Origin of the sequence: Sphingomonas sp. LR55 (genome assembly GCF_036856015.1) — a bacterium.
GTDB lineage: Bacteria > Pseudomonadota > Alphaproteobacteria > Sphingomonadales > Sphingomonadaceae > Sphingomonas.
Genome location: NZ_JASPFO010000001.1, coordinates 81,879 through 101,427, shown reverse-complemented (window position 1 = coordinate 101,427; position 19,549 = coordinate 81,879). Strand labels below are relative to the sequence as shown.

20 protein-coding genes and 2 pseudogenes are annotated in these 19,549 nt (G+C 66.6%); 14 read left to right on the top strand and 8 right to left on the bottom strand.

Annotated features, from left to right (window positions below; all coding sequences use genetic code 11):
* Positions 1-59: 59 nt before the first annotated feature.
* A complete protein-coding gene (gene rpoC, locus QP181_RS00525; RefSeq protein WP_056060318.1) occupies positions 60-4,346 on the top strand; it encodes a DNA-directed RNA polymerase subunit beta' in 4,287 nt (1,428 codons plus the stop codon).
* 535 nt (positions 4,347-4,881) lie between these two features.
* Here rpoC and QP181_RS00520 read toward each other — a convergent pair.
* Complete coding sequence (locus QP181_RS00520; protein WP_333927230.1) at positions 4,882-5,199, bottom strand: hypothetical protein; 318 nt, start codon at positions 5,197-5,199, stop codon at positions 4,882-4,884.
* On the opposite strand from QP181_RS00520, the gene QP181_RS00515 reads away from it, so the two are divergent.
* The 3 genes from QP181_RS00515 (at position 5,177) to QP181_RS00505 (ending at position 7,076) form a co-directional block, all read left to right on the top strand.
* On the top strand, positions 5,177-6,196 hold the full coding sequence (locus tag QP181_RS00515) for a glycosyltransferase (protein WP_333927229.1): 1,020 nt from the start codon (positions 5,177-5,179) through the stop codon (positions 6,194-6,196). The two genes, QP181_RS00520 and QP181_RS00515, sit on opposite strands and share 23 nt — an antisense overlap.
* A 92-nt stretch (positions 6,197-6,288) precedes the next feature.
* Complete coding sequence (locus QP181_RS00510) at positions 6,289-6,840, top strand: hypothetical protein (RefSeq protein ID WP_333927228.1); 552 nt, start codon at positions 6,289-6,291, stop codon at positions 6,838-6,840.
* 44 nt (positions 6,841-6,884) lie between these two features.
* A complete protein-coding gene (locus tag QP181_RS00505; protein WP_333927227.1) occupies positions 6,885-7,076 on the top strand; it encodes a hypothetical protein in 192 nt (63 codons plus the stop codon).
* A 114-nt stretch (positions 7,077-7,190) separates the two neighbouring features.
* Here QP181_RS00505 and QP181_RS00500 read toward each other — a convergent pair.
* From QP181_RS00500 to QP181_RS00490, 3 genes and pseudogenes are all read right to left on the bottom strand, one after another.
* Positions 7,191-7,950, bottom strand: a pseudogene (locus QP181_RS00500) (metallophosphoesterase family protein).
* A gap of 24 nt (positions 7,951-7,974) precedes the next feature.
* Entirely contained in the window at positions 7,975-8,919 is a 945-nt protein-coding gene (locus tag QP181_RS00495; RefSeq protein ID WP_333927226.1) for a catalase family protein, read from the bottom strand.
* Positions 8,822-9,067 (bottom strand): hypothetical protein, encoded by a 246-nt coding sequence (locus tag QP181_RS00490; RefSeq protein WP_333927225.1) that lies wholly within the window; start codon positions 9,065-9,067, stop codon positions 8,822-8,824. Before QP181_RS00490 ends, QP181_RS00495 begins: the two co-directional genes overlap by 98 nt.
* Before the next feature lie 126 nt (positions 9,068-9,193).
* Between QP181_RS00490 and QP181_RS00485 the strand changes: the two genes are divergently transcribed.
* The 6 genes from QP181_RS00485 (at position 9,194) to QP181_RS00460 (ending at position 14,082) form a co-directional block, all read left to right on the top strand.
* Entirely contained in the window at positions 9,194-9,868 is a 675-nt protein-coding gene (locus QP181_RS00485; protein WP_333927224.1) for a fumarylacetoacetate hydrolase family protein, read from the top strand.
* Positions 9,869-9,910: 42 nt separating this feature from the next.
* The gene (locus QP181_RS00480; RefSeq protein ID WP_333927223.1) at positions 9,911-11,545 is read left to right on the top strand and encodes an OFA family MFS transporter; all 1,635 of its coding nucleotides are present in this window, start codon (positions 9,911-9,913) and stop codon (positions 11,543-11,545) included.
* A 153-nt stretch (positions 11,546-11,698) separates the two neighbouring features.
* The gene (locus QP181_RS00475) at positions 11,699-12,496 is read left to right on the top strand and encodes an SDR family oxidoreductase (protein ID WP_443027498.1); all 798 of its coding nucleotides are present in this window, start codon (positions 11,699-11,701) and stop codon (positions 12,494-12,496) included.
* Between the two features lie 232 nt (positions 12,497-12,728).
* The gene (locus QP181_RS19840; RefSeq protein WP_443027497.1) at positions 12,729-13,103 is read left to right on the top strand and encodes a PepSY domain-containing protein; all 375 of its coding nucleotides are present in this window, start codon (positions 12,729-12,731) and stop codon (positions 13,101-13,103) included.
* Entirely contained in the window at positions 13,040-13,861 is an 822-nt protein-coding gene (locus QP181_RS00465) for a PepSY-associated TM helix domain-containing protein (RefSeq protein WP_333927221.1), read from the top strand. Before QP181_RS19840 ends, QP181_RS00465 begins: the two co-directional genes overlap by 64 nt.
* Positions 13,858-14,082 (top strand): hypothetical protein, encoded by a 225-nt coding sequence (locus QP181_RS00460; protein WP_333927220.1) that lies wholly within the window; start codon positions 13,858-13,860, stop codon positions 14,080-14,082. Before QP181_RS00465 ends, QP181_RS00460 begins: the two co-directional genes overlap by 4 nt.
* 61 nt (positions 14,083-14,143) lie before the next feature.
* On the opposite strand, the gene QP181_RS00455 is transcribed toward QP181_RS00460, so the two are convergent.
* Entirely contained in the window at positions 14,144-14,827 is a 684-nt protein-coding gene (locus QP181_RS00455; protein ID WP_333927219.1) for a hypothetical protein, read from the bottom strand.
* A gap of 111 nt (positions 14,828-14,938) precedes the next feature.
* On the opposite strand from QP181_RS00455, the gene QP181_RS00450 reads away from it, so the two are divergent.
* The 4 genes and pseudogenes from QP181_RS00450 to QP181_RS00435 all read left to right on the top strand — a co-directional run bounded on the left by QP181_RS00450 (position 14,939) and on the right by QP181_RS00435 (position 18,108).
* A complete protein-coding gene (locus QP181_RS00450) occupies positions 14,939-15,604 on the top strand; it encodes a response regulator transcription factor (protein ID WP_333927218.1) in 666 nt (221 codons plus the stop codon).
* A gap of 157 nt (positions 15,605-15,761) precedes the next feature.
* Positions 15,762-16,505 (top strand): annotated as a pseudogene (locus QP181_RS20205) (ATP-binding protein); the annotation flags it as partial.
* A 292-nt stretch (positions 16,506-16,797) separates the two neighbouring features.
* On the top strand, positions 16,798-17,193 hold the full coding sequence (locus QP181_RS00440; RefSeq protein WP_333927216.1) for an ATP-binding protein: 396 nt from the start codon (positions 16,798-16,800) through the stop codon (positions 17,191-17,193).
* Positions 17,194-17,217: 24 nt separating this feature from the next.
* A complete protein-coding gene (locus tag QP181_RS00435) occupies positions 17,218-18,108 on the top strand; it encodes an NAD(P)-dependent oxidoreductase (RefSeq protein ID WP_333927215.1) in 891 nt (296 codons plus the stop codon).
* A gap of 3 nt (positions 18,109-18,111) precedes the next feature.
* Here QP181_RS00435 and QP181_RS00430 read toward each other — a convergent pair whose 3' ends face one another.
* The 3 genes from QP181_RS00430 to QP181_RS00420 form a co-directional block, all read right to left on the bottom strand.
* On the bottom strand, positions 18,112-18,489 hold the full coding sequence (locus QP181_RS00430) for a DUF427 domain-containing protein (protein ID WP_522731693.1): 378 nt from the start codon (positions 18,487-18,489) through the stop codon (positions 18,112-18,114).
* A 112-nt stretch (positions 18,490-18,601) separates the two neighbouring features.
* The gene (locus tag QP181_RS00425) at positions 18,602-18,967 is read right to left on the bottom strand and encodes a thiol-disulfide oxidoreductase DCC family protein (protein WP_132897621.1); all 366 of its coding nucleotides are present in this window, start codon (positions 18,965-18,967) and stop codon (positions 18,602-18,604) included.
* Positions 18,964-19,539 (bottom strand): TspO/MBR family protein, encoded by a 576-nt coding sequence (locus QP181_RS00420; protein ID WP_132897620.1) that lies wholly within the window; start codon positions 19,537-19,539, stop codon positions 18,964-18,966. Before QP181_RS00420 ends, QP181_RS00425 begins: the two co-directional genes overlap by 4 nt.
* Positions 19,540-19,549 lie beyond the last annotated feature (10 nt).

The following is a 19,549-nucleotide window of genomic DNA, read 5'->3' as shown; positions in this document are numbered from 1 at the left end:
AGGCTACGACATCCCCTCCCTAGCCCCTCCCGCCATGCGGGAGGGGAATGGAGAATAAAATGAACGAGATGACCCCCTTCGCCAATCCGGTCGCCAAGACCGAGACGTTCGACCAGATCCAGATCGGCATCGCGTCCCCGGACAAGATCCGTTCGTGGTCGTTCGGCGAGATCAAGAAGCCCGAGACCATCAACTATCGCACGTTCAAGCCCGAGCGTGACGGCCTGTTCTGCGCGCGCATCTTCGGTCCGATCAAGGACTACGAGTGCCTGTGCGGCAAGTACAAGCGCATGAAGTACAAGGGCATCGTCTGCGAGAAGTGCGGCGTCGAGGTTACCGTCTCGAAGGTCCGCCGCGAGCGGATGGGCCATATCGAGCTCGCCGCCCCGGTCGCGCACATCTGGTTCCTGAAGTCGTTGCCGTCGCGCATCGGCCTGCTGCTCGACATGCAGCTGAAGCAGCTCGAGCGCGTGCTGTACTTCGAGGCGTACATCGTCATCGAGCCGGGCCTGACCCCGCTCGAGAAGTACCAGCTGATGACCGAGGACGAACTCCTCGACGCGCAGGACCAGTATGGCGAGGACGCGTTCTCGGCCGGTATCGGTGCCGAAGCGGTCCGCATCATGCTCGAATCGCTCGATCTCGTCGGTGAGCGTACCGCGCTGCTCGAAGAGCTCGCAGTCACCAAGTCCGAGCTGAAGCCCAAGAAGATCATCAAGCGCCTGAAGGTCGTCGAGAGCTTCATCGATTCGGGCAACCGCCCGGAGTGGATGATCCTCGAAGTCGTTCCGGTCATCCCGCCCGAGCTGCGCCCGCTGGTGCCGCTGGATGGTGGTCGTTTCGCGACGTCGGATCTGAACGATCTGTATCGCCGCGTGATCAACCGCAACAACCGCCTGAAGCGCCTGATGGAGCTTCGCGCGCCGGACATCATCGTCCGCAACGAGAAGCGCATGCTCCAGGAGGCCGTCGACGCATTGTTCGACAATGGTCGCCGCGGTCGCACGATCACGGGCGCCAACAAGCGTCCGCTGAAGTCGCTGTCCGACATGCTCAAGGGCAAGCAGGGCCGCTTCCGCCAGAATCTGCTCGGCAAGCGCGTCGACTATTCGGGTCGTTCGGTCATCGTGACCGGGCCTGAGCTGAAGCTGCACCAGTGCGGCCTGCCGAAGAAGATGGCGCTCGAGCTGTTCAAGCCGTTCATCTACGCGCGTCTCGATGCGAAGGGTCTGTCGATGACCCTGAAGCAGGCGAAGAAGTGGGTCGAGAAGGAGCGCAAGGAAGTCTGGGATATCCTGGACGAGGTGATCCGCGAGCATCCGGTCATGCTGAACCGTGCGCCGACGCTTCACCGTCTCGGCATCCAGGCGTTCGAGCCGGTTCTGATCGAGGGCAAGGCGATCCAGCTTCACCCGCTGGTCTGCTCCGCGTTCAACGCCGATTTCGACGGCGATCAGATGGCCGTGCACGTCCCGCTGAGCCTCGAGGCCCAGCTCGAAGCACGCGTCCTGATGATGTCGACGAACAACATCCTGTCGCCTGCCAACGGCAAGCCGATCATCGTTCCGTCGCAGGACATGGTCCTCGGTCTCTATTATCTGTCGATGATGAAGGAGAATGAGCCAGGTCAGGGGATGCTGCTCGGTGACATGGCCGAAGTGCACCAGGCGCTGAACGCTCAGGCGGTCACGCTGCACACCAAGGTCATCAGCCGCGTTCCGCAGACCGACGAGAAGGGCAAGCAGTACCTCAAGCGGTACGAGACGACCCCGGGCCGCATGCTGCTGGGCGAGTGCCTGCCGCATAGCCACAAGGTGCCGTTCGACACCGTCAACCGCCTCCTCACCAAGAAGGACGTGGGCGACGTGATCGACGAGGTTTATCGTCACACCGGCCAGAAGGAGACCGTACTGTTCGCCGACGCGATCATGTCGCTCGGCTTCCGCCACGCGTTCCGCGCCGGCATCTCGTTCGGCAAGGACGACATGATCATTCCGGACGCCAAGGTTGGTCTGGTCGACGACACCAAGGCGCTCGTGAAGGACTTCGAGCAGCAGTATCAGGACGGTCTGATCACGCAGCAGGAGAAGTACAACAAGGTGATCGACGCCTGGAGCCGTTGCGGCGACCAGGTCGCGAACGCCATGATGGACGAGATCCGTGCGGTGAAGGTCGACGAGGAGACCGGTCGTGAAAAGCCGATCAACTCGATCTACATGATGGCTCACTCGGGTGCGCGTGGTTCGCAGGCGCAGATCAAGCAGCTGGCCGGCATGCGCGGCCTGATGGCCAAGCCGTCGGGCGAGATCATCGAAACGCCGATCATCTCGAACTTCAAGGAGGGTCTTACCGTCCTTGAGTACTTCAACTCGACCCACGGCGCTCGCAAGGGCCTCGCGGATACGGCGTTGAAGACGGCCAACTCGGGCTACCTGACGCGTCGTCTGGTCGACGTGTCGCAGGACTGCGTCATCATCGAACCGGATTGCGGCACGACCCGCGCGCTGGAGATGAAGGCCATTCTTCAGGGTGGTTCGACGATCGCAAGCCTCGGCGAGCGCATCCTCGGTCGTACGACCGCGGAGGACATCGTCGATCCGAAGACCGGCAAGGTCGTCATCCCGTCGGGCACGCTGCTCGACGAGCCGATGATCACGACGATCGAAGGCCTCGGCACGCAGTCGTGCAAGATCCGCAGCCCACTGGTCTGCGAATCGAAGATCGGCGTTTGCGGCAAGTGCTACGGGCGCGATCTCGCCCGCGGTACGCCGGTCAACATCGGTGAAGCTGTCGGCGTCATCGCCGCGCAGTCGATCGGTGAGCCGGGCACGCAGCTGACGATGCGTACGTTCCACATCGGTGGTGCGGCGCAGCTCAACGAAACGTCGAACCTCGAGGCGCATGCCGACGGTACGGTGCAGTTCCGCGACCTGCGTATCATCGTCGACCAGCGTGGCCGTCGCGTGGTGCTCAGCCGCTCGGGCGAAATCGCGATCGTCGACATGGACGGCCGCGAGCTCTCGGTCGATCGCATCCCCTACGGTGCGTACGTGCTGTTCGACGATGGTCACATCGTGTCGCGCGGCGATCGGATGGCCGAGTGGGATCCGTTCACCATGCCGGTGATCACGGAGAACCCGGGCACGATCAAGTATGTCGACCTGATCGAGGGCAAGACGCTCACCGAGCAGACCGACGAAGCCACGGGTATCGCCCAGCGCGTCGTGATCGAATATCGTGCGGCGACCAAGTCGAAGGAGGATCTGCGTCCGCGCATGACCCTGCTCGACGAGACGTCGGGCGAGACCGGTCGTTACATGCTGGCGATTGGCGCTACGTTGTCGGTCGAGGATGGCGCACAGGTGTTCGGCGGCGACGTCGTCGCCCGCGTCAGCCGCGAAAGCGCCAAGACGCGCGACATCACCGGTGGTCTGCCGCGTGTCGCCGAGCTGTTCGAGGCACGTATCCCCAAGGACTCGGCGATCATCGCCAAGATCTCGGGCCGCGTCGTGTTCGGCAAGGATTACAAGGCGAAGCGCAAGATCGGCATCCAGCCCGAGGATGGCGGCGACGTCGTCGAGTATCTGGTGCCGAAGTCGAAGGTGATCGACGTCCAGGAAGGCGATTACGTCAAGCGCGGCGATAACCTGATCGGCGGTTCGCCCGATCCGCACGACATCCTCGAGACGATGGGCATCGAACCCCTCGCCGAGTATCTCGTGTCGGAAATCCAGGAGGTCTATCGTCTCCAGGGCGTGAAGATCAACGACAAGCACATCGAGACGATCGTTCGTCAGATGCTGCAGAAGGTCGAGATCACCGACGGCGGCGACACCACGCTGCTGAAGGGCGAGCAGGTCGATCGCGAGGAAATGGACGCGACCAACGAGAAGCTCGAGAAGAAGCAGACCCGCGCACAGGGCAAGCCCATCCTGCTCGGCATCACCAAGGCGTCGCTGCAGACCCGCAGCTTCATCTCGGCGGCATCGTTCCAGGAGACCACCCGCGTCCTCACCGAGGCAGCGGTCCAGGGTAAGCAGGACATGCTGATGGGCCTGAAGGAGAACGTGATCGTCGGCCGGCTCATCCCGGCAGGCACCGGTGCAGGCCTCAACCGCCTGCGTGTCGTGGCCAACAGCCGCGACGCCGCGATGCGCGTCCAGCAGCGCAAGATGGCGGAGGTGTCGATCGTGGCACCGATGTCGGCTGCCGACGAACATGCTGCCGAGCTGGCACGTTCGCCGCGCGATGCAGGCGGCACGGGTGAGGATCCGCTCGCGGCGGTCGTCACCTCGGGCACCGGTACCGATGCGGATGCCGGCGAGTATCTGAACGAGACCGAGTAATCGGTTTCGTCAGACGCCTTCCGCGCTGACTAAGGAAAAGGCCGCCGTCCGGGACACCGGGCGGCGGCCTTTTTCATTGGCTGGCGTGAGCGCAAGATCAGGACCGATCGACCTTCAAAGTTCTGGGAGTGCCCCAGTCCAAGATTTCGGGGTCACCCCACGCGGGTTCGGCAGGCATCTGTTTATGGCAAGCAAGCTTGTTTCCCCGCGAAGGCGGGGATCCAGACTGGGCTCCCGCCTTCCCGGGAGAACAAGAGTGTGCCGCCGTCGAATTGCGAGCCGGCTCTTACTCAAGAGGGATACCGACGCGGTCCGGCGTTCACCTCCGCAAGACAAAGTCTTTTGGTTTTGCGCCACCGTGGGTGCCGGAACTTGTTCGGCATGACGGGGAAATATGATCTTGCGGTTCGAACTGACCGTAGATCGGCCCTACCCCCAGCGCATCTGGCTTCATGCCCCGCGCCACGGCACCGGCAATTCCCCGCAACAAAGGAGTCGCATTCCCGCTGTACGGCTGCGGCGGGTGCAGTGGAAACTAGCGACCGGGAAGGACAACACCGAGCCGATGCGAAAGATCGTCCTCGCCACGATCGGCTCGCTCGGCGACCTGCATCCCTTCATCGCGATCGGCCTCGCTCTTAAGGTTCGTGGGTTTGCGGTCATGATGGCGGTACCTGCCGATCACGTCGCCAAGGTCGAAGCCGCGGGGCTGACCGGCATCGCCATCGTCGGCGGGTTCGACGCGTTGACGGAGACTTTGGGCATGCCGCCCGACCAGGTCGCAAAGCGCATCATGTCGGATCAGACCTATCTGATGAACCAGAATCCTGATGCCGTGGCTCGCCGACAGCACGACGGCGCTCGACGAGGCGATGGAGGGTGCGGTCGCCTTGGTCGCCTCGCTGTTCGTCTTCGCCGCGCCAATCGTCGCCGAGACGCGTGGCTTGCCGCTGGTCAACGTTCTGCTCCAGCCCATGGCGACCTTCTCCGCCTATGCGCCACCCCGCACGCCCGACTTCGCAATGATGGCCCACGCACCGACCGGGCCGATCGGCCGCGCCTGGAACCGGTCGGTGTACCGGGTCATGCGCGGCGTGCTGCGACATCGGTATGGATGGCACGTCGATACGGTTCGCAAGACACGCGGCCTGCCGCCGTCACGCCAGGCGTTGCTGCTCGAGACGCCCGTGAGCGCCGACCTGACCTTGTGCTGCTATTCGCCGGCCATCGCGCCGCGCCAGCCTGACCTGCCGGACATTGCGCGCGTCACCGGCTTTGCGATTTTCGACAGCGATACCGGGGCGCCCGAAAGGCGCGATCCGGCGCTCGAGGCGTTCCTCGCCGCCGGTCCACCGCCGCTGGTCTTCACACTGGGATCCTTTGCGACGTTTGCGCCGGGCGACTTCTACACCACCGCAGCGGCGACCGCGCGAGCACTTGGCCTACGCGCGGTACTGCTGACAGGCAGCGACGATCAGGCAACGGCCAGTGAACATATCCATGTCTGCCGCTATGCGCCGCACTCGCTGCTGTTCCCCCAGGCTAGCGCGATCGTCCACCACGGCGGCGCGGGCTCGACCGGCCAGGCGCTGCGGGCCGGCAAGCCGCAACTCGTCGTCCCGCACATGGGGGATCAGTACGACAACGCGCACCGCATCCAATCGATCGGCGTCGGCAAGACGCTGTCGTCGAAGCACTTCACGATCATGCGCGCCGGCGCTGCCATCACCGCCATCCTGACCGACCGAATGCGCGAGACGGCCGCGCAGGTCGGCGCGCAGGTTGCGCGGGAGAACGGCGCAGAAGCTGCTGCGGACGCGATCGCCGCGCTCGTCGATGAGCGCGGCTGACTTCGTCGACAGTTTTCAGTGACCATGGTGACAAAAAGATCATCGACGCCAGGCGTTGCCGTCGCGCCTTGGCGCAGCTAGGCGAACAGCCGATGCGGTCGGCGTACCATCCTTCGTCGATCGAGACGCGCGGTTCGGCGCGCCGGCGCAGTGGTGCGTTCGTGCTCACCGTCATCGCGCATATTCTGATCCTGCTGCTGCTGTTGCGACTGACGCCCTCGGCCGTCGTGAAGCCCGAGGAGCGCCGCGATCCGGTCACGTTCCAGATCGCGCCCGATCAGACTGCGCCCACTCCGCAAAAGCGCACGCCGTCGCCGACCAAGCAGAAGCGGGCCAGCGGTGGGTCGCCGCCGCGTGCCGCGCCGCGCGCCGAGTCCGCACAGGCGCCGCCTGCGCCGCCAAAGTCGCCCTCGCCCCTGCCGATCAAGATGCTCGGCGGGATGGAGATGTTCGACGCCGCCGATATCTCGAAGATGCCGTCACACCCCGACGACCAGCTTGCCGGCGGTGACGGCGGCAGCGGCTCGGGCAAGGGCAAGGACAGCGGTGCGGCCTATGGTCCCGGCGAAGGTCCGGGGGCGAGCGCCTGTACAAGGTCGAATGGTACCGCCGCCCGACCGACGCCGAACTCAACGGCTATCTGAAAAGCCCACCGCCGCCCAACAGCTGGGCGAAGATCGCGTGCCGGATGATCGCGAACTATCAGGTCGAGAATTGCCGTGCGCTCAGCGAGTCGCCGGTCGGGTCGGGCCTCGCGCGGGCGATGCGGCAGGCCGCGTGGCAATTCCGCGTCCGCCCGCCGCGTGTGGGGGGCAAACAGATCCTCGGCGGCTGGGTCGAGATCGATATCGAGTTCAATTCGGGGAAAGCGCCGGACTAAGGCGGACCAGAAGGCGAGCGTCGCCTGCTGAACTTCGTCATCCTGACGAAAGTCAGGATGACGAAGACGCGCAATTGGGCGAGCGCGAGCTAACGCCTCAGACTGCCTAGCATTTCAAACTTCACTCGTGATCGAGTGCCTCTTCTCGTCCGACAGCGTCCGCGCCAACGTCTCGAAACGCCCACCCTCGACCCGGATCTCGTTGAACGCCGGCGGACTCCCGCGCGTGCGCTTTGACAGCGTGCCGGCACCGATCATCCGGATGATCCGCCCTTCGCGCTCGACCGGCACGTCGAACGGGTCGTGGACGTGCCCCGACAGCACCGCATCCGCGCCAGCCTCCGCCAATGCGGTCAGCGCCTCGTCGCCATTGCGCGTCTTCGCCGTCCCGGTCGTCCCGCCCTCGATCAGCGGATGATGCGCGCCGATCAGGATCAGATTGCCCTTCGGCACATCCGCGATCATCGCCAGCGCGCGCTTGAGCGAACCGGAGCTCACGCGCCCCTTCGACCAGTTCCACCGCCACTGCGCGCGCGGTCGTCTTCAGCGGGACGACGGTGACGCCGGGAAGCTCCAGCGGCCGCTCGATCATCTGCTCGACTGCGGCATAGCGCTGATAGGGTGCGAACAGCCGCCGAAACGGATCCCAGTAATAGGGAATGTCGTGGTTGCCGACCTCCAGCGTCACGGGCACACCGAGCGACCGCAACCAGTCGCCGCCACGCTGGAACTCGTCCTTGGTCGCGCGCATCGTCAGGTCGCCGGTCATGATGACCGCGTCGGGTTTCTCGACCGCGACCCGCTCGGAAAACCACGCGATCGCCGCCGGGTCTTCCGCACCGAAATGTACGTCGCTGACGTGGAACAGCTTCAACGACGTGCCCCCTTGGCCGATACATCAGGCAAGGTCGGACAACGTCGATGGCTGATGCACCGGGCACCCGTTGAACTGTCCGCGGAATTCGGCCGACATCTCGTAGGTCTCCTTGCGCACGCGATTGATCCCGCCAAGCGGCTGGTGCGCCGTGATCCCGTTCCACACGCTATAGACCAGCGCATCGTCGGTCCGCTCACTGCTGCCCTGATCCCATGACACCTGCGCCGGGATTTCGAGCTTGGCGATCGTCACATAGGGACTGACCGCTTCGTCCCAGACGACCGACGCGTCCTCGATCGGCATCGCATCGAGATCGGTATTGATCTGCACGCGCAACTCCCACGTCCCGCCATGCTCGGCCAAGGCGTCGCGGACGACCTCGCGCAGGGCGTCCGGTCGCGCGGTGATATCGACCAGGCTGCCGGTCAGTTTCGTCAGTTCGGGGGATACCGGGAACAGCGCGAATTTGACGATCGCGTCGCCGTACCGGAACGCGGTCTGCGAATAATAGGTCTCGCCCAGGGGATGCACGGGCTTGGCGCCACCGAGCGTCGTCAGCGTCGCGGACTGCGCGCCGACCGCCTCCAGCGCGGACTCGACGACGCGGAACGTGGCCGACATCGCCTTCTTCACCCCCTCGAACCGATCCGTCGTCTTGGTCAGCAGCTTGAGGTTCTTGCCGAATGTCTTGGGATCCTTGGCGGAAAAGGCGGGCGCGTTGACCATGATGAAGTCCTGCGTCGTGTCGCCTTCGGACCCCGGCAGGCGATCCCCCGAGACATCGAGGATTTTCAGCGCGAGCCCCCGCGGGAGGCTGATGCTGTCGTCGAGGATATCGCCCGCATTGGTCGAGATACGGATCACCGCCTCATGCCGGCCAGGCGTCGCGAAGATGCCCTGCGCCAGGATCGGCGGCAGGCCGTCGGCGATCGTGATCGATCCGCGCGATGCCGTGCGCCTTGGCATGGACCGCGCGCACCGCATGGCCGTAATCCTGCGACGTCGTTTCCAGGATTTCCCGAAACGAGTCCTTCATGCCCTGCAACGTCTCCGCTTCATCGGGAGCGATCGTCTCGACCGACGGGTCGAAACGCACAGGTTGGGTGCTGGGCATCGGTATCTCCACTGCGAATGCAGGTTTTCCTGGGGTATGCAGGCCCAACCCATCGTGCCCGAGGACGTTCCGCCTGCGTTGCAAACCGCGGCCGGGCGCGTGATGAAGGCCGCCAAAGGAGCCATCATGCATATTCCCGAAGTCACTGCCCCGACGATCGCCATTGCCGGTACGACCGACCGCTTTCCGGTTCGCCGGATCTTCTGCGTCGGCCAGAACTATGCCGATCACGCACGCGAGATGGGGTCGGACCCCGACCGGCAGGAGCCGTTCTTCTTTTCGAAGCCCGCCGACGCGGTGGTCGCGAACGGCAGCACCCTGCCCTTCCCGCCGCAAACCGAAGACCTGCATCACGAGGTCGAATTGGTCGTCGCGCTTGGCGCAGGCGGCAAGGACGTCGCAGTCGAGGATGCCGCGGCGATGATCTTCGGTGCTGGCGTCGGCATCGACCTGACGCGACGCGACCTTCAGGCGGCGGCGAAGAAGATCGGGCGACCGTGGGACATGGCGAAGGGCTTCGACCGCTCCGCCCCCGTTGCGGCGCTGACGCCGGGCGTCCCCGCCACATCGGGCAGCATCGTGCTGACGGTCGATGGCGAGACGCGGCAGTCGGGCGACCTGTCGATGATGATCTGGAGCGTCCCCGAAATCATCGCGACGCTGTCGACCTTCGTCGAACTCGCGCCCGGCGATCTGATCTTCACCGGCACCCCCGCCGGCGTCGGCCCGATCCAGCGCGGACAGACCGTGCGCGCGACGATCGAAGGGTTCGAACCGCTTGAGGTGACATTCACCGCCTGATCGGCCATCGTCCCCGAATATAAGCAGATAATCGGGGGGCACATGGCTGAAACAGGCGAATTTGGCGGACGAGACTCGGGCGCGGACGGCTTTCTGAGCCGGGCGCGCACGGTTGCAGGCCCCGGCTTCAACCGCTGGCTGGTGCCCCCCTGCGCGCTCGCGATCCACCTGTGCATCGGCATGGCCTACGGGTTCAGCGTATTCTGGCTGCCGCTGTCGCGTGCGATCGGGATCACCGATCCGGTCGTCTGCAAGGACCTCTCGCTGCTCGGCGCGCTGACCACGACGACCTGCGACTGGCGGGTGAGCGATCTCGTCTGGACGTACACGTTGTTCTTCGTCGTGCTCGGCGCGTCGGCTGCGATCTGGGGCGGCTGGCTCGAGCGCGCCGGTCCGCGCAAGGCCGGCGTCGTCGCGGCGTTCTGCTGGTGTGGCGGCATGGGCATCGCCGCGATCGGCGTGTCGATGCACCAGCTCTGGCTGATCTGGATCGGGTCGGGCGTGATCGGCGGGATCGGGCTTGGGCTCGGCTACATTTCGCCCGTCTCGACGCTGATCAAATGGTTTCCCGATCGGCGCGGCATGGCGACCGGCATGGCGATCATGGGCTTTGGCGGCGGCGCGATGATCGGCGGGCCGCTCGCCGATCTGTTGATGAAGCATTTCGCAAGCCCGACGGGCGTCGGCGTCTGGCAGACGTTCCTGGTCCTCGCGAGCGTGTATTTCGTGTTCATGATGGCCGGCGCGATCGGCTACCGCGTGCCCGCCGAGGGCTGGGCGCCCGCCGGCTGGACCGCGCCGACATCGGCCAAGGCGTCGATCAGCCGCTTCAACGTCGCGCTGTCGGACGCGCACCGCACGCCGCAATTCTGGCTCGTGTGGCTGGTGCTGTTCTTCAACGTCTCCGCGTCGATCGGGATCATCGGCATCGCCTCGCCGATGTTGCAGGAGCTGTTCGGTGGACGCCTGATCGACGCGCCGGGCGTGTTGTTCACGGCATTCGACGACGACCAGAAAAAGGCGGCGGCGGCGGTCGGCGCAGGCTTTGTCGGCGCGATCAGCCTGTTCAACATCGGCGGGCGCTTCTTCTGGGCGTGGTTGTCCGATCGGATCGGGCGCAAGCCGCTGTTCGCGACGATCCTCGCGGCGGGCGCCGTGCTCTATGGTTTCGCGGCACCGGCACTGGCGGGTACCACATTGGGCCTGTTCATCCTCGTCTTCTGCATTCTTGCGTCGATGTACGGCGGTGGGTTCGCGACTGCGCCTGCGTATCTCGCCGATCTGTTCGGGACGAAATATGTCGGTGCGATCCACGGGCGATTGCTGACCGCATGGTCGACCGCGGGCGTGGTCGGGCCTTTGCTCGTCGCCAACATGCGTGACCGCGCGATCGCGGCGGGCGTGCCGCGTGGCGATATCTACCCGCCGATCTTCTGGGTGCTGGCGGCCATGCTCGTCGCCGGGTTCGTCGCGAACCTGTTCGTCCGGCCGGTCGTCGCCAAGTTCCACATGCCCGCCGACGACAGGCCGATTGCGGTCGAGACGGTGGCCGGCGGGACGGTCGCGACGGCTACCGGCACCTCGCCGGTGGTCGTGTTCGCGTGGCTCGCGGTCGGGCTGCCGATCCTCTGGGGGATCTACATGACGCTGTCGAAGGCGTTGATCCTGCTCAAGTAAAGCGCAACCCGATCGGTCGGCCATCGGTTGCCCCTGTTCCCCCAGACAGGAGCTTCCCATGGCCGACCGGCTCACGATGCAGGATCCGCGCACGCAATATCCGCAGCCCCCTTCCCGCAACAGCCGCAGGAAGCCCCGGGTATCGCGTCGAAGATGGACCCGAAGCCCGATCACGGCGAGACGAGCTACAAGGGCTCGGGCAAGATGACCGGCCGCAAGGCGCTGATCACCGGCGGCGACAGCGGCATCGGTCGCGCCGCGGCGATAGCCTATGCGCGCGAGGGCGCCGATGTCGCGATCGTCTATCTCCCCGCCGAAGAAGCCGACGCGCAGGAAGTCGTCGCACTGATCGAGGCCGAGGGTCACAAGGCGCTTGCGCTGCCCGGTGACGTGAAGGACGAATCGTTCTGTCGCGACGCGGTCCAGCAGGCGGTCGATGCGTTCGGCGGTCTCGACGTGCTGGTCGTCAACGCCGGTCGCCAGCAGACGCGGCCGACCGTGGCCGATATCTCGACCGATGATTTCGACCAGACGATGAAGACCAACGTCTACGCGCTGCACTGGTTCGTCCAGGCCGCCGTCCCGCATCTGCCCGCAGGCGCGGCAGTGGTCACGACCGCTTCGGTGCAGGGCTATGATCCGTCGGACAATCTGCTCGACTATGCGACCACCAAGGCGGCGATCGTCGCCTACACCAAGGGTCTCGCCAAGCAGCTGATCGAAAAGGGCATCCGGGCGAACGTCGTCGCGCCGGGCCCGTTCTGGACGGTGTTGCAGCCGAGTGGCGGCCAGCCGCAGGAGATGGTCGAGACGTTCGGGTCGAAGAGCCATTTCGGCCGTCCGGGCCAGCCGGTGGAGATCGCCCCGGTGTACGTGCTGCTCGCCTCGCAGGAGGGGAGCTATATCACGGGTGAAGTCTACGGGGTTACGGGCGGCGCGGGGGTCGCCTAGCGTTTGATCCTCCCCCGCAAGGGGGAGGTGTCGCCGAAGGTGGCGGTGGGGGAGGAACGCGCAACAGCGGTTGCCCTTTCCTCCCCCCGTCTGGCAAGCGCCAGCCACCTTCCCCTGGCGGGGAGGATCGTCGGGCTCGTCACATCGCTATTGCACATCGTTATCAATTCTGTACTTGTACCCCGGTGACCGCCCGGAAGATCATATCCCTCGTCAGAACCGCTGCCCGCGCATGACCCGCGGCACGATCAAGACCTGGTATCTCGTCCATAAATGGACGAGCCTGATCTGCACCGCGTTCCTGCTGATGCTTTGCGTGACCGGCCTACCGCTGATCTTCGAGGAGGAGATCGATGGCTGGCTTAACCCGCCCGCGCCGATGGCGACGCTACCCGCGAATACGCCATCGCTCTCGCTCGACACCATTCTGGCCCGCGCGGCGAAGGCGGCCCCGGCGAGCTCCCGCTCTACATCAGCTTCGACGAAGAGCGCCCGATCGTCTACGTCACCACCGGCCCCACCGCCGACGCGGCGCCTGCAGCGATGCATTTCCTCGCCTTCGACGCGCGCACGGGAACGAAGATGCCGCCCTACGTCCCCGGCGTGATGGCGTTCATCCTGAAACTCCACACCGACATGTTCCTCGGCTTCTGGGCGGAGATCTTCCTGGGCGTGATGGGCCTGCTCTTCTTCGCCGCGATCGTGTCCGGCGTCGTGCTCTACGCTCCGTTCATGGCCAAGCTCGACTTCGGCACGCTGCGCCGCGGACGCAGCAAGCGGCTCGGCTGGCTCGATCGCCACAATCTGCTCGGCATCGTCACGCTGGTATGGGCGAGCGTCGTCGGCGTGACGGGGACGATCAACACCTTCGTCGTGCCGATCACCGCCATCTGGAAGTCGAACGGCCTCGCCGAGATCATCGCCAGCGAGACGCGCACCCCGCTCGGGCCCCAGCGCGCATCGGTCCAGGCGGCGCTCGACGTGGTGCAGCGCAAGGCGCCCGAGATGAAGCCGCAGTTCATCGCCTTCCCCGGCGTCGTCTTCAGCAGTCAGCATCACTACGCCGTGTTCCTGAAGGGCGCGACGCCGCTGACGTCGAGGCTGCTGCTGCCCGGCTTCGTCGATGCAGCGACCGGACGGTTGGACGCGGTCGTGCCGATGCCCTGGTACATGCAGGCGATGCTTCTCGCTCAGCCGCTGCATTTCGGGAATTACGGCGGCCTCGCGATGAAGATCGTCTGGGCGATCTTCGACATTTTGACGATCATCGTGCTCGGCAGCGGGCTGTATCTTTGGCTGCGTCGTCGCGGCGGTCCGAGCGACCAGCGCGTCCGCGAAGTCGTGATGGCGGGAGAAATCGCATGACCCACAAGACCAACCGCCAGATCTTCGCACTGCCGATCCTGCTGGGCGTATCGACCTGTGCCGGGCTCGGCGCAGGCCTGATCGGCGACGGCGTCTGGGATGTCGGCGCTGGCCTGCTGCTCGCGCTGCCGCTGGTCGTGACCGGCCGCTACTGGGTCCGCACACCGATCACGCAATCACGCCCCGCCGAAGCGCCAAGGGCCGCGTCGATCGCCCGCTAAGCACGCCCCCCGGCAGGGGGAGGATTGCAGAGTTCGCGCCGATTGAAAAATGGAGCCGGTGTTACCCGGCTCCACAGACTTCAGGTCGCTGGCGTCGCCTGCGGGGCAGGTGCCGCTGCCGGCGCGGGGAGCGACCCGGCTGGAGCGCGGACTGCACCCGACACCATCGGCGGCGGCGGTGGTGCGATTCCGGCTGGCGGCGGCGGTGCGACCCCTGCTGGCGGCGGCGGGGAGCACCCGGACCGCCGGGGCCACCGGGGCCACCGGGGCCACCAGGACCATCGCGACCCGGACCATCAGGACCGGGACCATGCGGACCGCGCGGTGGGCCACCGACCGGGCCGAGCGCGGTCACCTTGCCACCGGCTGCCACCAGGAACGAGGCGTGGACGAAACCATCCTCGAACCGACCCTGGATCGTCACCGGCTGCCCGGTCGCGACCAGGTTGCTACCCTCGCCGCCGCGACCGAGATCGACCAGCGCACGGCCGGTGCGGTCGGCCATCACGAACTTGTTGCCGTATTGCTCGGCGACGGTGCCGCGGATCGTGACGATCCCGTCCGACTGGAGCGATCGGATCGCGACTGGGGTTGCAGGCGCCATCGTCACGCTCGGACGGGTTGCGGCGACGGTGACGGCACCGGCGGCACCACCGACCACGAGCAAGCCGGCGGCGGCGAGTGCCAGGCGGTTGCGGCGGAGATTGAAGCGCTTGCTGGGCGCAGTGTGGGAATGTTCGGTCATTGCGTCGTTCCTCTCATTGGTTGACGAATCACCTTCTAGGCGCACGCTGCCGACGCCCGCTGAACCAAGCCGTTCAGTTTCCGTTGTGATCTTGGACATAGGGACAGGCGCATGCGGGTATTACTGGTCGAGGACGATGCGGCGATCGCCGACGGGTTGGCGCGAGCGTTGCGCGCGGAGCATTTCGCGGTCGACGTCGCGAGCAACGGCGAGGATGGCGGCCATCTCGGCGCCACCGAACTGTACGACGCGGCGGTGCTCGATCTTGGCCTGCCGAAGCGCGACGGGTTGTCCGTCCTCCGCGACTGGCGCGCGGCGGGGCGCGACCTGCCGGTACTGATCCTCACCGCCCGCGACGGCTGGTCGGAAAAGGTCGAGGGCTTCAAGGCCGGCGCCGACGATTATGTGGTGAAGCCGTTCCGCGTCGAGGAGGTCGTCATGCGCCTCCGCGCGCTGGTTCGCCGCGCTGCCGGTCATGCCGCGGCGCGCGTGACATGCGGGCCGCTGACGTTCGACGCGCAACTCGGGACGTTCGAGCATGATGGCCTGCCGCTGAAGCTCACCGCGTTCGAATGGCGCGTCCTCTCCGCGCTGATGCTCCGCCGAGAGGTGGTGATCGAACGCGCCGACCTGATCGAACGCGTCTACGAAGGCGATGCGGATGTCGACTCGAACTCGATCGAGGTGATCATCGGCCGGCTGCGGCGGAAGATCGGGGCGCAGATGATCGAGACGGTGCGCGGCCGCGGGTACCGGCTGACGGCGGACGGGGTGTGATGACCATATCCACCACCCCGGCGAAGGCCGGGGCCCAATTGGGGGACGTCGCTAACGGAGTGCAGTCGACCATTATAAAAGCCTCTCCAATTGGGCCCCGGCCTTCGCCGGGGTGGGGTTCAGTAGGGCGATCGCTACACCTGGAAGAGCGCACGCGATGACCCACTTCCGCCTCATCCCAAGATCGCTCTTTGGCCGAATGCTCGTCATCGCAGGGCTGTCAACGGGGCTCGCGCTGCTGTTCGCGGGGGTGACGATCAGTCATGTCCTCGAACGCTTCGTCACGCGCGGGCTAGACGAGCGGCTCGACGCGCAGGTCGCGGTGCTCGCGCGGGCGGTGCGTCCCGATGCGACGCTCGACCGGACGCGCGCGGTCGACCTGCCCGAATTCGGCGAACCCGGCTCCGACTGGTCGTGGCAGGTCGAAGGCCCCGCCGGTCGCTTCGACAGCGGCACGACCCGCCCCCTGCCTCCCATCACACCCCCAATCACGCCGCCCGCCCCCAAGCCGGCGCCACCGATCGACGCAGTACCTCCAGCCTCGCAGCCTGATCCCGGACGCCCTCATCCTCCCGGTCCCGGTGGCCCGGGCGGCCCCGAAGATCACGCGCTCCACGCCGGCGACACGCGCGATCGCAACGGCAATCGCCTCCACTCCCGCACGATGGACGTCGCCACGCCGCGCGGCCCCGTGACGATCACCGCGATCGGGCCGCGCCGGATCGTCGAGGAGCTGCTGCGCGAGGCGATGATCCCGCTGCTCGGCTCGCTCGCCCTGCTCGGCGTAGGGCTGGCGCTGGCGACGCTCGTGCAACTCCGCTTCGGCCTGCGCCCGCTGCGCGACCTCCGCACGGCGCTCGCCGCGGTCCGCGCCGGTACCGAGCGCCACGTCCCCGACGACCAGCCGGGCGAGCTGCAACCGCTCGTCACCGAACTCAACGCGCTGATCGACCAGAACGCCGCCGGCCTCGCGCACGCGCGCCAGCATGTCGCCAATCTCGCGCACGGCCTCAAGACCCCGCTGGCGGCGCTGTCGCTCAAGCTGGCGGAGACCGGCGCGGACGACGACGTCCGCGACATGGTCGAGCAGATCGACCGCCGCGTCCGCCATCATCTCGGTCGCGCGCGCCGATGCGACCGGCGGCGCCCGCGTTCGAACACAGATCGCCCCCGCAGTCGACGACCTGCTCGCGGTGCTGCGGCGGATCCATGCCGATCGGCCGATCGCGGTCGAACGCGCCATCCCCGCCGATCTGGCGGTCGCGATCGACCCGCAGGATCTCGACGAGATGATCGGCAACCTGCTCGACAATGGCTGGCGCCATGCGCGATCGGCGCTGACGATCGATGCGCGCGCCGCCGACGGCATGGTGACGCTCGGCATCGCCGACGATGGCGACGGCCTCGACGACAGCGCGATCGCGGAAGCGATGCTGCCCGGCCGCCGGCTCGACGAACGCAGCGACGGTCACGGCTTCGGCCTGTCGATCACGCGCGAGCTTGCCGAACTCAACGGCGGCAGCCTCGCATTGGGCCGATCACCGACCGGCGGACTGATCGCGCGTCTCAGCCTGCCGCTGCGCGCCTGACGCAGCGATCCGCTGCGGCGTGCGTTGGCCCGCTACGGACAGTCGGAAGGATCGAGCATGAAAGTCGGATTCATCGGTCTCGGCCAGATGGGCAGCGCAATGGCCGCCAATCTCGTCAAGGCAGGGCATGCGGTGACGGTGTGGAACCGCTCGCCCGACAAGGCGGCGGACCTGGTTGCAGCCGGCGCGACGCTGGCCGCAACGCCCGCGGCGGCCGCGCAGGGCGACGTGGTAATGACGATGCTCGCGGACGACACCGCGCTCGAAGCCGTGGTGTACGGCGCCGATGGCATCCTGAACGCGCCTGCGCTGCACGTGTCGCACAGCACGATCGGCGTCGCGCTTGCCGACCGCCTCGCCCACGACTCGGATCGCTATATCTCGGCACCCGTATTCGGTCGCCCGCCCGCCGCCGACGCCGGCAAGCTGTTCGTCATCGCAGCCGGCGCGGACGATCTGATCGATCGCTGCGAACCGCTGTTCGAGGCGATCGGCCAGCGCGTCTTTCGCGTCGGCACCACGCCGTCGGCCGCCAATCTGGTCAAGCTCAGCGGCAATTTCATGATCATGGCCGCGGTCGAGGCGATGGCGGAAGCAATGACGCTGGCGGAAAAGGGCGGCGTCGACCGCGCGACCCTGCTCGAGGTGCTGACCGGCACGTTGTTCTCGGCGCCGGTCTACAAGACCTATGGCGACATGCTCGTGGCCGATGCGTTCAAGCCCGCCGGGTTCGCCGCGCCGTTGGGGCTGAAGGACATGAATCTCGTCGATGCCGCCGCGAGCACCTCGCGCACGCCGATGCCGTTGCTCGGGATCGTCCGCGACCATCTGCGCACCGCGATCGCGCTGGAGGGCGAAGATGTCGACTGGGCCGGCGCAGGCCTCGCGGTGCGCCGGGCCGCCGGACTCAAATAAGGCTTACCAATAGCGGCTGCCGGGCACGCCCTTGAACGGCCCGGCAAGATCCGCGGTGATCCAGCCGCCGTAGAAGCCGCCGGGCTGCGGCACGACCATCTCGCCATCGACGGTGCACACATCGAACGGTGCAGCATAGAAAGCGAGATGGTCGCGCAAGGCCGCAAACGCGCGGGTCGGTGCGGGATAGCTCCACGCGATGTCGCGGAGCGTCTCTCCATCGAGCACGAGATCGTAATAGACCGCATCGCCCTTCCACTCGCAGAACGACCGATGCGTGGAGCGCCGCAGCAGCGCCATCGTCGCGTCGTCGGGCGGAATATAATAGCTCGGCGGATGGCTGGTTTCGAGCGTCCGCACGCTCGCGCGCGTATCCGCGATAACCTGCCCACGATGCTCGATGCGGATGTGGCGCGCACATCGCTCGGCGATCGCAGGACGGGGAAGTCCCAGACGCTGGTCTGTCCGGGCAGCACCGGATCGCGTGCGACGGTCATGGTTTCACCGCCTCGCGCCGTCGCAGCGCGCGCTGCAACTTGGGTCGGACGCGCAGGAAGCCGATATAGACGCGCTCGAGCAGGCCCAGCACGATCGGCTGGCGCGCGGCGAGCCCCAGCGGGCGCAGAACCGGGATCGCCCGCCACATCGCCGCAAACGCGGCCGCGCCCGAAAGCAATTGCCCGTCCTCACGTGCATGGAACCGTGCGAGCAGCTCGCGCCGGTCGATCGGACAGGAAGCGTCGCCATCGGTCGCATCGATGAACTCGATCGCGCCGCGCCGGTCGAGCCGCCGCATCAGTGCGATCTCGCGCCGGCATAGCGGGCAGTCGCCATCATGCCATACGGTCAGCCGGCTCATCGTCGGGTATCGTTGCGCTGGCTGATCCGGGTCGCGAGTACGGTCGCGAAGCCGAGCCAGGCGACGAACGGCACGCCCAGCCCCGCCGCCGGCCGATCGACCTTGGCGGCGGTGGCGACATAGGCGGCGCCGGTGACGACCATCCCGCCTGCCGCGATCGCGCTCGTCTCCAGCGCGCGCTTGCGGAAGAACAACTCGGTCCACCCGCCGACCATCGCGGTATTGAGCAGCCACAGCCCAACCGCGGCGTTGCGACGCGGATCGGCCGGCGCGCGCATCAGTCGATAGCCGCCAACCGCAAGCCCGGTTTCGAGCACCGGCCAGACCGCGCCGAACACCGCGTCGGGCGGCGTGAAGCCCGGCTTGTCGAGCCGTTTGTACCAGCGCCGCGTCTTGGGGTGCGAGGGATCGGGCGCGTTACGCCGTCCCAACACTGCGCTCGCGCCCAGCACGCCGGCCACGATCAACGCCGCAACCGGCTTGGACAAGCCCGTCCGCGACACGCCGGTCCGCGACGGATCGGTCAGCGCAACGTCCGACGGGTCGGTGTGGATCGGTGTGGAGGTCGACATGCGCTGGTCC

Coding starts and splice junctions, on each gene's coding strand:
- QP181_RS00505 (WP_333927227.1), top strand. CDS start 6,885: ATGATCGCGAACTATCAGGTCGAGAATTGCCGTGCGCTCAGCGAGTCG.
- QP181_RS00455 (WP_333927219.1), bottom strand. CDS start 14,827: ATGACCGAACATTCCCACACTGCGCCCAGCAAGCGCTTCAATCTCCGC.
- QP181_RS00465 (WP_333927221.1), top strand. CDS start 13,040: ATGCATTTCCTCGCCTTCGACGCGCGCACGGGAACGAAGATGCCGCCC.
- QP181_RS19840 (WP_443027497.1), top strand. CDS start 12,729: ATGACCCGCGGCACGATCAAGACCTGGTATCTCGTCCATAAATGGACG.
- QP181_RS00475 (WP_443027498.1), top strand. CDS start 11,699: ATGGACCCGAAGCCCGATCACGGCGAGACGAGCTACAAGGGCTCGGGC.
- QP181_RS00495 (WP_333927226.1), bottom strand. CDS start 8,919: ATGCCAAGGCGCACGGCATCGCGCGGATCGATCACGATCGCCGACGGC.
- rpoC (WP_056060318.1), top strand. CDS start 60: ATGAACGAGATGACCCCCTTCGCCAATCCGGTCGCCAAGACCGAGACG.
- QP181_RS00490 (WP_333927225.1), bottom strand. CDS start 9,067: ATGCCCAGCACCCAACCTGTGCGTTTCGACCCGTCGGTCGAGACGATC.
- QP181_RS00460 (WP_333927220.1), top strand. CDS start 13,858: ATGACCCACAAGACCAACCGCCAGATCTTCGCACTGCCGATCCTGCTG.
- QP181_RS00450 (WP_333927218.1), top strand. CDS start 14,939: ATGCGGGTATTACTGGTCGAGGACGATGCGGCGATCGCCGACGGGTTG.
- QP181_RS00485 (WP_333927224.1), top strand. CDS start 9,194: ATGCATATTCCCGAAGTCACTGCCCCGACGATCGCCATTGCCGGTACG.
- QP181_RS00425 (WP_132897621.1), bottom strand. CDS start 18,967: ATGAGCCGGCTGACCGTATGGCATGATGGCGACTGCCCGCTATGCCGG.
- QP181_RS00515 (WP_333927229.1), top strand. CDS start 5,177: ATGCCGTGGCTCGCCGACAGCACGACGGCGCTCGACGAGGCGATGGAG.
- QP181_RS00420 (WP_132897620.1), bottom strand. CDS start 19,539: ATGTCGACCTCCACACCGATCCACACCGACCCGTCGGACGTTGCGCTG.
- QP181_RS00510 (WP_333927228.1), top strand. CDS start 6,289: ATGCGGTCGGCGTACCATCCTTCGTCGATCGAGACGCGCGGTTCGGCG.
- QP181_RS00480 (WP_333927223.1), top strand. CDS start 9,911: ATGGCTGAAACAGGCGAATTTGGCGGACGAGACTCGGGCGCGGACGGC.